Here is a 14,769-nt window from a genome sequence, read left to right on the forward strand (position 1 = left end):
CAACGTTCTCAGGGAGGAATGGCAGAGAACTAAAGACCGTGCCATTGCTCTTGCAGACTCCCGACGGCGTGGTGCGGATCGCCAATAGCGGCTATGCTCTGGTGCGTCCGCTGGTGCGCTGGAACAGGTGCAATCCTCGCGCTCAAACAGTATGTCGGCTTTGTAGCAGGCCAGCGGGTGACTGTGCTCGGACGTATTGTTGACCATGGTTCAGGAAGAGCGATCGAAGCCGCGTTCCTCTTCGGCGGCGCCCCTGCCGACTACCCTTCATACCAGCGCGGGATTGCGATTGATGGATAGATCAGGATTCTTGCTGGCTGCATTGGAGGGGTGTTCTTTCTCTTTCTGGGTTTCGGAACGTTCCTGTTTCCTCTATCCGAATAGTACAGCCTCAAAGGAGAGTCTATGAACGGCAATGATCGCCTCTATCACATCGGGTTTGGGCGCAGCGATCTGGGCGACGATCCGCCGCGCATCGCGCTGCTGAGCGGCGACCCGGAGCGCGCGCGCCTGATCGCGCAGACGGCGCTCCGCGGTGCGCGCGTTCTCTCGGAGAATCGTGGGTTGCACAGTTCTGTCGGAACGCTGCCAAACGGCGCGCCGATCCTTTCGGCAACCAGCGGCATGGGTGCGCCGTCGCTTAGCATTGTAGTGAATGAACTCGTGCAGGTCGGCGTTCGCACCATCATCCGCGTCGGCACCAGCGGCTCGATCCAGCTGCACATTCCGCCGGGGAGCATTGTCATTTCCAGCGCCGCACTGTGTCGTCAGGGCGCCGCCGACGACATCGCGCCGCGCGAGTTCCCGGCTGCCGCCGATCCGTTCGTCACCGTCGCGCTTATCGAAGCCGCGCGCGCCGCAGGGGTCGAGTATTTCGCTGGCGTGACGGCATCGGTGGATACCTTCTACGAAGGGCAGGAGCGCACCGGCTCCGCCAATCCGCACCTGCTGCGCCGGTTGCGCGGCATTACCGACGAGTACCGCCGCCTGAACATCCTCAACTACGAAATGGAAGCCGGCACGCTGTTCAAAATGGGGCTGGTCTACGGATTTGCGGCTGGATGCGTCTGCGGCATAGTTGCGCAGCGCACTGCGAGTGAAGCGATCATCGTCGAACGCAAGGCGGTCGCCATTGAACGCGCGATTGCTGTAGCCGTGCGCGCCGCAATCGCGCTGACCGCATCCCCTGCCTGACTCCAGTTCAGGAAGGGGATGCCATCGGTCCCACGCCAGATTCGGACAGGAGGCGCGTTCTTGTCGGCGCCACTGATTATCGAGAGGTCTGGAACATGGTGATCACGCCGGTGAGAATCTGGCGAACCGTTCATGAATTGACATAACTTAACCAATCGGCGATCAGGCTCGCTCGCGCTCTCCGCCGATTGGTGAGAGATGGTACAATGGAGACGCGCGCTTCGAGCAGGCGAAGGACATAAAGCGGCATTCAGCAGACGATACCGGCGCCCGGAAGCGCGGAGAGCGTGGTGTGACCGTCCCTTCTTTGGCATCGTGTGCCCGGCATACCGGCTTGGAGGATACGCACACCTGTCGATTTTTCCGGCAATCTCACATCGTGCATCATCGGTTTCGGTCATTACGATGCCCAGATATGCCTTTCCCTGCATCGCCGGAGAGTCGTCAGGACGCGGCGATACTCCTCGCACCTGAACACATGCGATCCTTGAGAAGGAGAGGGCGGCGAGATGCGAACACGTGAGGCATCGGAACCGTCGCGCGCCTCGTGCCGCGTGTCTTGCAGAGGCTTCGGGAAGAGGCGAGCCGGACCTTGGGACCTGCCGCGTGCTACGTGCCTCGCGTCTCATAGAGGCAGCGAGGTGAGGCAAGAGCAGGAGGATACAAAGGCTCGGAGTCCTTGTGCCTTTGTATGCGCTTACCCACCTCTGGCGCGCATGAGATACGGAGGAAGCACATGACCGAAAAACAAAAAACCGTTGTCGCCGCTGCGCTCGGCGAATGTGTGCATGTTGCCGGCGTGATGAACTTTCTGCGCCTGGCGGAAGAAGCCGGCTGGCGCACGGTCTTTCTGGGTCCGGCCACGCCGATTGAGCGGGTGCTCGAAGCCGCGCGACAGGAGCAGGCCGATCTGGTTGGCGTGTCCTACCGCCTGACGCCGGAAACCGGCGCGCATCTCCTGGGGCGTTTCGCCGAAGCGGCAGACGATCTGCATGCCGCAGGGGTGCGTTTCGCCTTCGCCGGAACGCCGCCGCTGGCGGAGAAAGCCGCCACGCTCGGTTTCTTCGAGCAGGTGTTCGATGGCAGCGAACCGGCCGATCAGGTTCTGGCATATCTCAGGGGGCAAAATCCGGCACACGCAACCGAGGCGGATTTTCCGCAACGCACCGTTGACCGCATTCGCTGGAAAGCGCCATTTCCCCTGATCCGTCATCACTTTGGTCTGCCGACGATGCAGGCGACCATCGATGGCATTGCGCGCATCGCCGAAGCGCGCTGTCTCGATGTGATTTCGCTCGGCACCGATCAGGACGCCCAGGAGAACTTTTTCCGCCCCGAACGTCAGGACCCGGCGCGTACCGGCGCCGGCGGCGTGCCGGTGCGTAGCGCCGACGACTATCGCGCCCTCTACGCTGCCAGTCGACGTGGCAACTACCCGCTTATGCGCACCTACTCCGGCACTGATGATTTCGTGCGCCTGGCAGAGTTGTATGTCGAAACGATCAACATCGCCTGGTGCGCCATCCCGCTCTTTTGGTTCAACCGCATGGACGGGCGCGGACCGTGGGACCTGGAAGGGTCGATCCGCGAACATCAGACGATTATGCGCTGGTATGGCGAGCGGGACATTCCGGTTGAACTCAATGAGCCGCACCATTGGGGCATGCGCGATGCGCCCGATACGGTCTTTGTTGCCAGCGCCTATCTCTCGGCGTACAATGCGCGCGCGTTCGGCGTGCGCGACTATATCGCGCAACTGATGTTCAACAGCCCGCCCGGTTTGTCCGATGCCATGGACCTGGCAAAGATGCTGGCGGTGATCGAGATTACTGCGCCGCTGGCAGGACCGGATTTCCGCATCTGGAAACAGACCCGCACCGGGTTGCTGAGTTACCCGGTTGATCCGGCTGCGTCGCGGGCGCATCTTTCGGCAAGCATTTACCTGCAAATGGCGCTGCGTCCGCACATCATTCACGTCGTTGGGCATACCGAAGCGCACCATGCTGCCACCGCCGATGATGTGATCGAAGCATGCGGCATAGCTCGCCGCGCTATTGAAAACGCGCTGCGCGGGCAACCCGACATGACCGCCGATCCGTCCGTGCGCGCGCGAGCGGCGCAACTGGTCGAAGAAACCCATCTCCTCCTCAATGCGATGGCGCAACTTGCGCCTCCCGGCGTGACCGACCCGCTGACCGACCCCGCCACACTGACGAAAGCCGTGGAGATTGGACTGCTCGATGCTCCGCAATTGCGCAATAACCCGTTCGCACCGGGTCGCGTCGCAACCCGCTTCATCAACGGCATGTGCCTGGCCGTCGATGCGCAGGGACGCCCGCTCGACGAGAAAGAACGCATCCGACTGGCGCTGGATCATGCAACAATGTCAGCCTGAATTTGACATAAAAGGAGAAACGTCATGACATCCTCAACCCGCTACACCGTCATTGGCGCCGGGAATGGCGGGAAGGCGATGGCAGCGCACCTGGCTCTGATGGGCTTTGAGACGACGCTCTACAATCGCACTCCCGAACATATCGAAGCCATCCGGCAGCGGCGTGGCATCGAACTGGACTCGGGCGAAACCGGTCCACGTGGTTTTGGTCAGCTGGCGCTGGTCACGTCGGATATGAAAGAGGCGCTCGACCGTTGCGATGTGGCGATGGTCGTTGTGCCTTCATCTGCGCACGCGGAAGTGGCGCGCGCGATGGCGCCGTACCTGCGCGATGGACAGATCATTCTTCTTCACCCCGGTCGTACCTGTGGCGCCATTGAGGTTGCTAAAGTGCTGCGCGACGAACGTTGTCGGGCGGATGTCACCGTTGCCGAAGCCGAGACGTTTATCTACGCCAGCCGCTCGGACGGACCGGCGCAGGCGCGTATTTTTCGCATCAAGGAAGCGGTTCCACTGGCGGCGCTGCCAGCATACCGCACCGGCGATGTGCTCGGCGTGATCCGCGATGCGTTTCCGCAGTACATCGATGGCGGCAACGTGCTGCGCACCGGTCTGAACAACATGGGGGCGATTTTCCATCCGGCACTGACCCTGCTCAACGCCGGGCGCATTGAGTCGACCCGCGGTGACTTTCAGTTCTACATCGACGGTGTAACTCCCTCGGTGGCGCGCGTGCTCGAAGTGATCGACCGTGAGCGCGTCACTGTTGCCGCCGCGCTCGGCATTCGCGCCCGCACCGCACAGGAGTGGCTGGCGCTGGCGTACAATGCCACCGGCGACTCGCTCTATGAAGCCATTCAAAATCAACCGGGATACTATGGCATTAAGGCGCCGCCGACTCTCAACCACCGGTATATCTTCGAGGATGTGCCGATGAGTCTGGTGCCGATTGCTGCTCTTGGTCAGCGGTATGGCGTCGCGGTTGCCGGGATCGACAGTATCATCCGGTTGGCGTGCATCATTCACCGCACCGACTACTGGCGTCGCGGACGCACCCTCGATAGGCTTGGCATTGCCAATCTCAGCGTCAGCGAATTGACGCGCTATGTTGAAGAGGGAACGCTGGAGTAGGGTGAGAGGCGAGAGGCGAGAGGCAAGAGGCGTCCGACAAGGGCGTCGCGCGAGATGTATCTCGCATTTGTGGAGATGCGAGCGGCGAGAGGCGAGAGCGTAGCGCGAGATTTATCTCGCATTTGTGGAGAGGGGAGGGGCGAGAGGCGTCCGACAAGGGCGTCGCGCGAGATGTATCTCGCATTTGTGGAGAGAGGCAAGGGCGTCGCGCGAGATGTATCTCGCATTTGTGGAGAGGGGCGAGAGCGTAGCGCGAGATGTATCTCGCATTTGTGGAGAGGGGAGGGGCGAGAGGCGCGAAGGTCCCGACAAGGGCGTCGCGCGAGATGTATCTCGCATTTGTGGAGAGGCGAGAGGCGAGAGGTGAGAGGGAAGAGGCGAGAGGCAAGAGGCGAGAGGCAAGAGGCGAGAGGCGTCCGACAAGGGCGTCGCGCGAGATGTATCCCGCATTTGCGGAGAGAGGCGAGGGCGTAGCGCGAGATTTATCTCGCATTTGTGGAGCGGCGAGAGGCGAGCGGCGAGGGCGTCGCGCGAGATGTATCTCGCATTTGTGGAGATGCGAGCGGCGAGAGGCGAGAGCGTAGCGCGAGATTTATCTCGCATTTGTGGAGAGGGGAGGGGCGAGAGGCGTCCGACAAGGGCGTCGCGCGAGATGTATCCCGCATTTATGGAGAGGGGAGAGGCGAGAGGCGCGGGGTGAGAGGGGAGCGGTGAGCGGTGAGCGGTGAGAGGCAAGAGGCAAGAGGCAAGAGGCGAGAGGTGAGAGGCGCGGGGTGAGAGGGGAGATGTGAGAGGGGAGCGGTGAGAGGCAAGAGGCGTCCGACAAGGGCGTCGCGCGAGATGTATCTCGCATTTATGGAGAGGGGAGAGGCGAGAGGCGAGAGGGGAAAGGCATGGGGCAAGAGGATCAAACCCGGGGTGGGCGACGGGATTGCTTCGACCGGCTGCGCCGGTCTCGTAATGACAGCGCACCCCGGCACGGGGATGTCCGCGCGCGCGGCGCCGGTCTCCCTGCTCCCGCGTGCGGGTTTGGGGATCATCGGGGATCGCGTGAGATCACGGGGGCGCCGGTTGGTGAACTCCCTGCTCCCGCGTGCGGGAGAGGGGTAGGGGGCGAGGGCACAACGGCGCATCCCAACGCCATGCATGCCCGCTATGAGCATGCGCGCAGTCCGTCCTTGAACCCGGATCAGAGAGTGGCAGATGAAAGGAGCGTAACGCCTATGTGTGGTATAGCAGGCGTCTACCGCAGCACCGATGGAACAGGCATTGAGCGCATGCTTGCCTGGCTCAGCCATCGCGGACCGGACGGACGCGGCGTTGTTGCCGCCGATAGTGGCGTGTTAGGGCATACACGCCTGGCGATTATCGATCTGGATGGCGGCAGGCAACCAATGGAGCACGATGGCGCACTGATCTGCTTCAACGGTGAGATCTACAACTACCGCGCGCTGCGCAACCGGTATCTGCGTGGGCAGGCGCTGGAGACCGATAGCGACACTGAAGTGTTGCTGCGCCTGTACCGCACGCTCGGTCCTGGATGTGTGCGTCTGCTCGAAGGCATGTTCGCCTTCGCCATCCTTGATGGCGACGATCTGTTCCTGGCGCGCGATCCGATTGGCATCAAGCCGCTCTACCTGGCGCGGAGCGGCGATGCTCTTCTGTTCGCATCCGAAATCAAGGCGCTGGCGTTGCACGCTGATCAGGTGACAACGTTTCCTCCCGGTACATGGTACCACTCGCGTTTCGGCAGCCATACGTACTACGAGATTGCTCAGGGATGGCCCCAGAGCGGCATGTTCGAGACGCCCGATCAGGCGATCACGGCGATTCGCGCCGTCTTGCGTGCGGCTGTTCACAAACGTCTACTGGCGGATGTTCCCGTCGGCGTCAGCTTGAGCGGCGGACTCGACAGCAGTATCATTGCGCTTCTGGCGTGCGCCGAACTCGACCAGGTCGAAACCTTCGCAGTCGGAATGGAGGGCAGCGCCGACCTGGAGGCCGCGCGTCAGATGGCGCGCTACCTGGGAACGCACCATCATGAGTATGTCTACACCCGCGCCGAGATGGAGGCCGCGCTGCCCGATGTCATCTACTATCTCGAGTCGGCCGATCCGGCGCTGGTGCGCAGTGCGCTGCCGAACTACTTTCTGGCGAGGTTGGCGTCGGAGCGGGTCAAAGTTATCCTGACCGGCGAAGGCGCCGATGAGTTATACGCCGGGTACGACTATATGCGATCCATTGCGTCGCCAGAAGACCTGCACCGTGAACTTGAGACGTCGATCCGCGAGTTACACCGCACCAACCTTCAGCGCGCCGACCGCATGTTTATGGCATTCGGCGTCGAAGCGCGCGTGCCATTTTTGGACGTTGAGTCGATTGCTCTGGCGTTGAGCCTGCCGTCGGAATGGAAGCAGGCGGCGCCTGGCGAACCGACAAAAATGCTGCTTCGCCGGGCATTCGCCGACGAGTTGCCCGAGTCGATTGTGCAGCGACCGAAGCAGAAGTTTTCCGCTGGCGCCGGTTCGATGTATGAACTTGCAAAGGTTGCCGAGGAACGGTTCGACAACCGGACCTTTGCGCGCGAACGTCAACGCCTGTTGCACCGGTGGGGCTATCGTCTGCGCAATAAAGAAGCGCTCTACTACCTCGATACGCTGCGCGCTGTGCTCCCTGAGCGCCTGATCATGCCCGAAATGGGAGTGAGCCGGAGCCTGTGAACGTGAGACGTTGCCTGCGGCACGCCCCCCTGTGCCCGCGCAATGACCCTACGCAGCGCGTCGCTCCGGGGCAGGTATGGTGAAACATCCAGCGCGTGCGAGCGCAGAGGTGCTCCGATCAGGGCAGGTATGGTGAAACATCATTGCCGATTTGCCGTCCTATGACCTGCTCCTAGACCTACGCAGCGCGTCGCTCCAGGGCAGGTATGGTGAAAGGTGGAATGGGTGAAAGTTGGGTCAAGCAGGCTAATCCCTAACCCTTAACCCCAAATGAACAGATCGTCACTTGCGAGCAGTGAAAGGGTTATGCTATTCTTGTTACGACTATCACAAGAAAGGCGACTCATGGAACTGACAACGATCATCCAGGTGACGCCCGGACGTTTGATCGGTCTGGCGCCGGACGGTGACCTCCGGCTGGTCTGGGATTACACGACGATCCGTATTCCAGTGTTCGATCTGCCGCATCTGGCGGCGCTCCTCGATCTATGGCTGCTGGAGGAAGAGCCGCCGCTGTTGCGCCGTGGCTACTACCGCCTGATGCATAGCCCGGAAGGCGGGTATCAGTTGTGGCTGCACACCGCCGGTCTGTGGTTGAGTCATCAGGATGTGCATATCCTCATGACTCTGGTCAATGCAACCGTTGAGGAACTCTGCCGCCCGTTGTGTCGTCAACCAAAAGCGCCGTTTGGACTGGGGTATCGGAAGTTTATTGCGTCTCCGCGCAAAGGGCACAACCAGAACTAAGTAAGGGCGGGACTGAGTCCTGCCCTCCCGGGTGCGGGTCTCAGTCCCGCCCTTGCATCATAGCGCTACACCACCTGGACGACTGCTAGCCCTGGTTGCGCTCCTCAATATGCGCGCGCAGCATCCACGCCATCTTCTCGTGCTTTTCCATCAGCGTCGTGAGGAAGTCGCTCGTGCCCATATCGTCGTACTGCTCATCACAGGCGCGCAGGTCCTGGCGCAGGTGGCGAATGATCGCCTCGTGATCGGCGACCAATTGCCGCACCATGCCACGTTCATCGGGCAGGTCGCCGGGATGCTCGGCGAGTGTCGCCAGCTGGAGAAACTCCGTCATCGTGCCGGGCGCGGCCGGTCCCAGCATGCGAATGCGCTCGGCAATATCGTCGATGTCGTCGGCAAGCGCCTCATACTGCTGCTGAAACAGCGCATGAAGCGGACCAAACGCCATTCCGACCAGGTTCCAGTGATAGTTGCGCAACCGGGTGTAGAGCACGTGCTCATCCGCCAGCAAACGGCTCAAAATTGCGGTCACGCCCTGAATACTCGTTTCGCTCAAGCCAATATCAGGCTTCGGGGTCGTTGTGATACGTCCCGTTCCAATCTCGGCGCTCATCGTGAACTCCTTTCCATTGTCACTCTATGCACAGAAATGGTGCTGTGATGAGATGCATATATAACGGTACCAGAAATTGAGACAAGAAGCAAGCACTCGTCAACCCTGACTGTTTTTCTGGCTCACCGGTTCCTGGCGGGACGGCGCTTTCGCGCGCAGTTGTTCGTTCTCTTTCTCAAGTTGGGCGATCCGCTGCTCCAGCGCCGCCTGCGCCTTGCTCAACCGCCGTTCGCGCAGCGAATGGCGAATGCCGCTGTACCCGGTAAATAATCCGACCAGCGTGGCGCCTGCGATCACCGCCAGAATCATGACCAACGACAGCGAAATCGGACCGGATGTGAACATCAAAAAGCGCACTTCGACCGGCTGCGGATTCTGCACGCCGAACAATACCAGCATCACTGAGAGCACGGTCATCAGAATGAACATCACTACCCGCATGGGCGACCTCTACAACAGTGTTCGCGTCGTTTGTGAGCACAACTATCATAGCATAGAGTTGTCGGACTGGAAATCGTTATTGAACGCTCCTGGCTTTCTTGGCGCTTCCAGAATTGTTCTGTCACAGGCGATTGCGGAACATCTTCCGGCGGGCGTCTCGCCTGCAACAGCGGCGGCATCGCGCCCATTGGCGCGCGGGCTGGCTGACCTGTATAATACCAATGACGATTGACGATGCCGCATGCGGGTCATTCCGAGCGCAGCGACGGGTCATTCCGAGCGCAGCGAGGAATCTGCGCGGGTCGCGCACGCCCCCGCGCGCTGCGCGAGGTGACCATGCCGGATGGTCACAGATAATTGGTATAAATACCACATGTGCCGCCACTATGGGCGCACGGGGGTCGCGCTCGCAACGGCGGCGGCATCGCGCCCATTGGCGCGCGGGCGTCGCGCTCGCATTGGAGAAGAGAATTGCCCGCCCTTAACAACAAACAGGGGCGAGATCGGATGATCCCACCCCTGCCCTGGATCGTTGAGCGATCGATAAGGCTAAGCCACGCGGCGGCGCATCACCAGACCTGCGCCGATCAGCGCCATAGCCGCAACCAGCGCCCACATTGCGATGCCCGTTTCGCCGCCGGTGCGCGGCAGCGCTGCCGGAGCGGCGGCTGGCGTCGTTACGGCGACCTCGACCTTGATGTTCGCCAACTCGCCGACGGCGAACACGTCGTAGATCTTGCCGGCCTCCAGGCGCGTGCCTTTCAAGTCCAGCACGACGGCAGTGCCACCCGCCGGAGTGACTTGCAGATCATACGAACCGGCATCGACCGGCAGGTAGTTGCTGGCATTCGGGAATGCCAGATTCGAGATCAGCGTCGGACCACCGGCAACCTTGATGTCCACCGCCGGCGCATCCGGCGAGAAGTGGATCACGCGCACATGCGCCTTACCTGCTGCCGGCGCCGTCAGGTCGTCCATCAGAATGGTCGGCTTGATCTCTGCCAGTTTGCCGGTTGCGGCGATGGTGTACGCTTTGCCAGCCTCGATTCGAACCCCCTTCGCATCGATGACGACCGGCGACGTGGCGCCTGCCGGAACAACCTGGATGTCGTAGCTGCCTGCCGGCAGATCGAGATAGGCGCTGGCGGCGAAGAACGGAACGTTGGTGAGCGCCCTGTTGCCGTTGACAATCACATCAACAGCCGGAGCGTCCGGCGAGGCGTGAATGACACGCACCTTGGCTGTGGCGACCTGGGCGAATGCCGCCGGCGCCACGGCCAGCGCGATCAGCGCGCCGAGCAGGAGAAGAATCCACGACTTGCTTCGCATGATAAACCTGTCCTCCTTCGATACATCGTGCTGCCAGTCACTTTGCTGTGCAGCTGCTTTGCACTTTCATAACAGGTAACGAATGAGGTGCGAAATCGGATTTATTCTCAGTGAAATCTCATCTTGGGCGGAACCGGCGAGGGAAGGAGGCAGGGTCTCGATTGTGGTGTACACGTGGCGCAAGATTAATCTTGCGCCACGAATAGCCGCCACTTGCGGCATACAACCGGGAAGGAACGGGTGATCCGCCCAATCCGGGCGTCTCATCGCACCAGACGCTCGTAGAGGTCCAGAAATCCACGCCCCAGTTGCTCGAATCCAAATGAACGCGCCACTTTCTCGCGCCCGTATTCGCCAAAGCGCCGTCGCAGCGCTTCATCTTCGCCGAGCCGCTGCACCGCCTCTGCGTAAGCGGCGACGTCATCGCGCGGGCAGAGAAAACCGGACCGTTCATGATCGACGACTTCCGGCAACGCGGAAATGCGCGTGGTCACGACCGGTCGTCCGCACGCCAGCGCCTCCGCCTGCACGATCCCGAACCCCTCCAGGCGCGACGGCGCCAGCAGGATGTCGCACGACTGATACGCCGCCACCAATCCATCGCGGTCCGGCGCGCCAATCGGAACCATGCGCGGGTGCGGTGGACCTTCATCAACGTCCTGGAAGCCGCTCGTGTAATACAAAACATACGCTTCCGGCAGCAGGTTCATGATGCGCGGCAGCAGGTCGAACCCCTTGCGTCGCGTCCGATTGCCGACGAAGAGCAGGCGAATGCGTCCGTCGCAGTCGGGCAATCCATCGTTGCGCCGTTGCATGTCGGGAGGCGGCACAAACACATCAGTGTCGATCCCATCGTAGATGACGGTGGTGTTGGTGTATCCGTAGGCGCGGGCGACCTGTTGTTGCGTGTAGCGCGAGACGCACACCACCGCATCGGCGGAACTGATCGACCACCAGTCGTAGCGCGCTTCGATCAGGCGATAGAACAACCGCTGCGCCGGTGTGCTGTAGGGCTGAAGGTCAGGATCGGTCGTCAGGTGGTGAACGGTTGTGACAAGGGGGCGTCCCGGCGCGCGCAGCGCAAATGCCACGCGCGAACGCCCCTGAATGAGGTCGAATCCCCGCCACCAACCACGCGGCAACCCGCGCGGGATCAGTATAGGCAGAAAATTGTAGATCTCCGGCAGGCGCAGCAATTCGGCACGCGGCGCGCCGTAGCGTCGCACTGCGCGAGTGATGTTCTGAATGCCAAAATCGACGCCGCCGCGACCAACCGGCGAAATGTAGAGTGGACGAACCATACGCTGCGGTCAGAACCAGTCCGACGCATACGGCGCGAGACCGACGAAAAGCCGTTCAACGAGCGCCAACGCCGGGCGTGAGCGCGCGTCGATCAATCCAAATGCCGCTGCCGTGCGCGGTCGCAGATACCGACTGTACACCTGCGTCAGTGTGCGCACATCACAGTGAATGTCGGCGTCTACTCCGTCGCTCAGGCGCGTCATCCGCGCACTGCCGCCTTCGACATCGAGCGCAAAGACGCCGTTGTTGTGATCCAGCCAGTCGTCGGTGATACGGATCGTCAGGCGACCGGCGACATCACGGGGGAAGGAGTACGCTTCCATCGCCATTGCAACATCGATCATGCGCAGCATCGCTCCCGGAACCATGGCACACCGGAGTGGATCGGACATCAGCGCCTGCACCGGCGCGTCGGCAGGCGCCGTGAAGATCACATCGACGCACTGATCTTCGAACATCGAGAAGAGGGCGAAAATCTGCGCGCGCGCCTGCGGATCGAGCGCTGCCGCCTCACGGCAGTGCAGTTCTTGCCCGCGTTCACCGCGTTCGATGGAAAAAATAGCGTATGATCGCCCGTGACCTGCGTCGTCCCGCCAGAGATACGCCCAATGCGGCGACCCGTCGCCAGCGTGGAGCACCCGCGTCTGCCACCAGACGGCGTTGCGCTCCAGCGGACCAAATCGGCCGCGCAACGCGCTGCGGTAGGCGGCGTCGAGTTCTGCCGTTGCTGCTGCGCTCTCATCAAGGCGCACCCAACGCCCCGCTTGCTGCGCGCGAAATGGCGCAAACCATGCCGGGGCGCCACTGAACTGGCGCGCTTCGTAAAACGTTGCCCAACCGTAACGCCGGTAGAACGACTCCTTGAACGCGCTCAGCATAACCAGTGGTGCGCGCTGGCTGCGCAGTTCGTCGCACACCTCGCGGAGCAGGCGCGCCACATATCCGCGTCGTCGCTCTTCGGGAGGCGTGGCGACCGCGCCGATGCCGCCGACCGGGACCGTCCCGCCGCCGCCGTGGGCGATGCGCAGAGGAAGCAGGACGCACTGCGTCACCAGGCGACCATCGCGGTAGAGTCCACGACGCGCTTCGGGCGATGGGGTCCGCTGCGCGCGATGCGTCTCACCCGTTGGCCGGTTGTACGCCAGTGCCGCATTCAGCGCAAACTGCTCATCGTCGGGCGCAACCACGCGATAGGAAAGATCGTCTCCAGCGCTGCTCATCGTTTTGCGCCGATGCCTTCTATTCTAAGGGATACGCGCACCGCCAGGCGCCACGAGCGCTGCGGGCTGTAGCCGTGGCTGAGCGCGTGCAAGCGCGGGGCTGGTCTGTCGTCGCGCTGCGGGCTGTAGCCGTGGCTGAGCGCGTGCAAACCCCTGCGGGGCTTCCACGTCCTGAGCGAGGGCTTTAGCCCGCAGCTCAGAGGACGTGCGGCTCGGCAGCACGGGTTTACTGGACTCATTTCTTAATCCTCGATTAGTCGCCTTACCTCTGGCTTCTCAACCACGATAAAATAACTGCCGGAACGCGCGCGGCCGAACAACCACAGATCGAGTTCCATGAAGAGCGTCACTGCCAGGAGCGCGTAGTAGACCGGCCCGCGACGCTGAAGGCGCGCGCGCATCCGCTGCCGCGCCCGAATCTCGCGCGCCGTGCCTTCCCCGATTGGCGCGCCATCGTCAGTTGATGCGGCGGCGGCGCGGTGAGGCGCTTCCCTCCGGCTCCGCCCAACGACCGCTTCACCGAGTTTCATCAGCACATGTTCAACAAAACTGGTCGCCACACTATTCCAGAACACCACCCGCACCGGGCGCAACCCGGCGTGTCGCATCGCTTCCAGCACATCCTCCCAGGTTGCCAGCGCCTTGATATGGTCCGACTTACGCCGCGCCTCACGCTCGAAATCGTAGACGCCGGCGCGAACGAACTGCCGTCCAAGCCAGCGGCTCGCCTCGACGAGCGGTTGCAGGCGCGACGGCTCGCGCGTATTCGAGAAGACCAGGAAGCGCCCGCCGGGGCGTAGCACGCGCGCCGTTTCACTGAGATACGCATCGATCACATCGCGCGGAAAATGTTCGAGCACATCAATCGAAAACGCCTTGTCGAACATGCCATCGGCGAACGGCAAACGACGCGCATCCCCCTGAACAAGCGCCACAGTCTTGATCGCTTCGTCGGCAAACAACGTCGCCGGATCGACGCCGACCATCAAGCGCACACGATTGGCGTTCCAGGCGGCGAATCGGCCATTGCCACAGCCGCTATCGAGCACAATGTCGGTCGGGCGCAGATCAAGCAGACGCCGGAGCGCCCGATTGCGCACCCCAGCCGCGAGCAACGGCGGCGCCAGGTCGCGGTAGTCGAGTTCGTGCGCCAGTTCCTCCTCTTCGCTGACATACTTCGAGACATAGCCAAACTCCACGCCGCGCGGCATAAGGTCAAGATACCCGTTACGGCGCGGATACTCGGCGTGGCACGCCGCACATGCAACGCCGCCGTCCGTCACGATCAGATCGCGCGAACCGCACGTCGGGCATCGGAGCAGGCGATAGAGGTCGTAAGGAACCATACTCTCGTCGGCAATTCTCCCGCACAGAGGAACGGGCGTGGCGGGCGACCGCCGCACCAGGCGGCTGCATGCCCGAATAGCGCATAAAAAGGACAAACCCGGCACTTGCGCGCCCCCCGCTTCTTCGGCTAGAATAGAGATGCGCAGGCGCGCCAGAGAATACCACCAGATCGGCGCCTGCGCAAATTGGTTTCGTGAGACCTCTTGTTTTCTGCCCACGGCAGCGTTGACCGTGGAGTGCGCAGCGATCTGCGCGACATGCTCTACACGCAGCAGCGGTAGGGGCCCCAGTCCCGCGCGGGATGGGGTGCAGGGGCAAGGGGTGGAGTAA

13 protein-coding genes are annotated in these 14,769 nt (G+C 62.0%); 7 read left to right on the forward strand and 6 right to left on the reverse strand.

What is annotated here, in order from left to right; translation table 11 throughout:
* The first annotated feature begins 93 nt into the window (after nt 1-93).
* The 6 genes from RCAS_RS12020 to RCAS_RS12050 all read left to right on the forward strand — a co-directional run bounded on the left by RCAS_RS12020 (nt 94) and on the right by RCAS_RS12050 (nt 8,187).
* A complete protein-coding gene (locus RCAS_RS12020) occupies nt 94-300 on the forward strand; it encodes a hypothetical protein (RefSeq protein WP_041330686.1) in 207 nt (68 codons plus the stop codon).
* 105 nt (nt 301-405) lie between these two features.
* Nucleotides 406-1,194 (forward strand): nucleoside phosphorylase, encoded by a 789-nt coding sequence (locus RCAS_RS12025; protein ID WP_012120840.1) that lies wholly within the window; start codon nt 406-408, stop codon nt 1,192-1,194.
* Nucleotides 1,195-1,930: 736 nt separating this feature from the next.
* Nucleotides 1,931-3,589 carry a cobalamin B12-binding domain-containing protein gene (locus RCAS_RS12030; protein ID WP_012120841.1) on the forward strand — a complete coding sequence of 553 codons (1,659 nt, stop codon included), beginning with the start codon at nt 1,931-1,933 and terminating at the stop codon, nt 3,587-3,589.
* 24 nt (nt 3,590-3,613) lie between these two features.
* Nucleotides 3,614-4,720, forward strand: a complete 1,107-nt coding sequence (locus RCAS_RS12035) for an NAD/NADP-dependent octopine/nopaline dehydrogenase family protein (RefSeq protein WP_012120842.1) — start codon at nt 3,614-3,616, stop codon at nt 4,718-4,720.
* A gap of 1,223 nt (nt 4,721-5,943) precedes the next feature.
* Entirely contained in the window at nt 5,944-7,440 is a 1,497-nt protein-coding gene (asnB, locus tag RCAS_RS12045; RefSeq protein ID WP_012120843.1) for an asparagine synthase B, read from the forward strand.
* 345 nt (nt 7,441-7,785) lie between these two features.
* Nucleotides 7,786-8,187, forward strand: a complete 402-nt coding sequence (locus tag RCAS_RS12050; protein ID WP_041330690.1) for a hypothetical protein — start codon at nt 7,786-7,788, stop codon at nt 8,185-8,187.
* An 85-nt stretch (nt 8,188-8,272) separates the two neighbouring features.
* On the opposite strand, the gene RCAS_RS12055 is transcribed toward RCAS_RS12050, so the two are convergent.
* Together RCAS_RS12055 and RCAS_RS12060 are read right to left on the reverse strand one after the other, a co-directional pair.
* Nucleotides 8,273-8,800 carry a Dps family protein gene (locus RCAS_RS12055; protein WP_012120845.1) on the reverse strand — a complete coding sequence of 176 codons (528 nt, stop codon included), beginning with the start codon at nt 8,798-8,800 and terminating at the stop codon, nt 8,273-8,275.
* Between the two features lie 99 nt (nt 8,801-8,899).
* Nucleotides 8,900-9,217 (reverse strand): LapA family protein, encoded by a 318-nt coding sequence (locus RCAS_RS12060; RefSeq protein ID WP_232280002.1) that lies wholly within the window; start codon nt 9,215-9,217, stop codon nt 8,900-8,902.
* 4 nt (nt 9,218-9,221) lie between these two features.
* Between RCAS_RS12060 and RCAS_RS12065 the strand changes: the two genes are divergently transcribed.
* The gene (locus RCAS_RS12065) at nt 9,222-9,473 is read left to right on the forward strand and encodes a hypothetical protein (RefSeq protein WP_157042634.1); all 252 of its coding nucleotides are present in this window, start codon (nt 9,222-9,224) and stop codon (nt 9,471-9,473) included.
* Between the two features lie 317 nt (nt 9,474-9,790).
* Here the strand turns inward: RCAS_RS12065 and RCAS_RS12070 are convergent, their stop codons facing one another.
* The 4 genes from RCAS_RS12070 to RCAS_RS12085 form a co-directional block, all read right to left on the reverse strand.
* Nucleotides 9,791-10,570, reverse strand: coding sequence for a DUF4397 domain-containing protein (locus RCAS_RS12070; RefSeq protein WP_012120847.1), 780 nt, complete (start codon nt 10,568-10,570; stop codon nt 9,791-9,793).
* Between the two features lie 263 nt (nt 10,571-10,833).
* Nucleotides 10,834-11,871 carry a glycosyltransferase family 4 protein gene (locus RCAS_RS12075; RefSeq protein WP_012120848.1) on the reverse strand — a complete coding sequence of 346 codons (1,038 nt, stop codon included), beginning with the start codon at nt 11,869-11,871 and terminating at the stop codon, nt 10,834-10,836.
* Nucleotides 11,872-11,880: 9 nt separating this feature from the next.
* Nucleotides 11,881-13,092, reverse strand: coding sequence for a GNAT family N-acetyltransferase (locus RCAS_RS12080; RefSeq protein ID WP_012120849.1), 1,212 nt, complete (start codon nt 13,090-13,092; stop codon nt 11,881-11,883).
* A 242-nt stretch (nt 13,093-13,334) separates the two neighbouring features.
* On the reverse strand, nt 13,335-14,438 hold the full coding sequence (locus tag RCAS_RS12085; protein WP_012120850.1) for a class I SAM-dependent methyltransferase: 1,104 nt from the start codon (nt 14,436-14,438) through the stop codon (nt 13,335-13,337).
* Nucleotides 14,439-14,769: the final 331 nt, after the last annotated feature.

The sequence above is a fragment of the Roseiflexus castenholzii DSM 13941 genome, assembly GCF_000017805.1.
Classification (GTDB): domain Bacteria; phylum Chloroflexota; class Chloroflexia; order Chloroflexales; family Roseiflexaceae; genus Roseiflexus; species Roseiflexus castenholzii.

What these genes read in the sequence shown, in the direction of transcription:
- RCAS_RS12020 (WP_041330686.1), top strand. Translation starts at nt 94, where the DNA reads ATGCTCTGGTGCGTCCGCTGGTGCGCTGGAACAGGTGCAATCCTCGCG.
- RCAS_RS12025 (WP_012120840.1), top strand. Translation starts at nt 406, where the DNA reads ATGAACGGCAATGATCGCCTCTATCACATCGGGTTTGGGCGCAGCGAT.
- RCAS_RS12030 (WP_012120841.1), top strand. Translation starts at nt 1,931, where the DNA reads ATGACCGAAAAACAAAAAACCGTTGTCGCCGCTGCGCTCGGCGAATGT.
- RCAS_RS12035 (WP_012120842.1), top strand. Translation starts at nt 3,614, where the DNA reads ATGACATCCTCAACCCGCTACACCGTCATTGGCGCCGGGAATGGCGGG.
- asnB (WP_012120843.1), top strand. Translation starts at nt 5,944, where the DNA reads ATGTGTGGTATAGCAGGCGTCTACCGCAGCACCGATGGAACAGGCATT.
- RCAS_RS12050 (WP_041330690.1), top strand. Translation starts at nt 7,786, where the DNA reads ATGGAACTGACAACGATCATCCAGGTGACGCCCGGACGTTTGATCGGT.
- RCAS_RS12055 (WP_012120845.1), bottom strand. Translation starts at nt 8,800, where the DNA reads ATGAGCGCCGAGATTGGAACGGGACGTATCACAACGACCCCGAAGCCT.
- RCAS_RS12060 (WP_232280002.1), bottom strand. Translation starts at nt 9,217, where the DNA reads ATGACCGTGCTCTCAGTGATGCTGGTATTGTTCGGCGTGCAGAATCCG.
- RCAS_RS12065 (WP_157042634.1), top strand. Translation starts at nt 9,222, where the DNA reads ATGAACATCACTACCCGCATGGGCGACCTCTACAACAGTGTTCGCGTC.
- RCAS_RS12070 (WP_012120847.1), bottom strand. Translation starts at nt 10,570, where the DNA reads ATGCGAAGCAAGTCGTGGATTCTTCTCCTGCTCGGCGCGCTGATCGCG.
- RCAS_RS12075 (WP_012120848.1), bottom strand. Translation starts at nt 11,871, where the DNA reads ATGGTTCGTCCACTCTACATTTCGCCGGTTGGTCGCGGCGGCGTCGAT.
- RCAS_RS12080 (WP_012120849.1), bottom strand. Translation starts at nt 13,092, where the DNA reads ATGAGCAGCGCTGGAGACGATCTTTCCTATCGCGTGGTTGCGCCCGAC.
- RCAS_RS12085 (WP_012120850.1), bottom strand. Translation starts at nt 14,438, where the DNA reads ATGGTTCCTTACGACCTCTATCGCCTGCTCCGATGCCCGACGTGCGGT.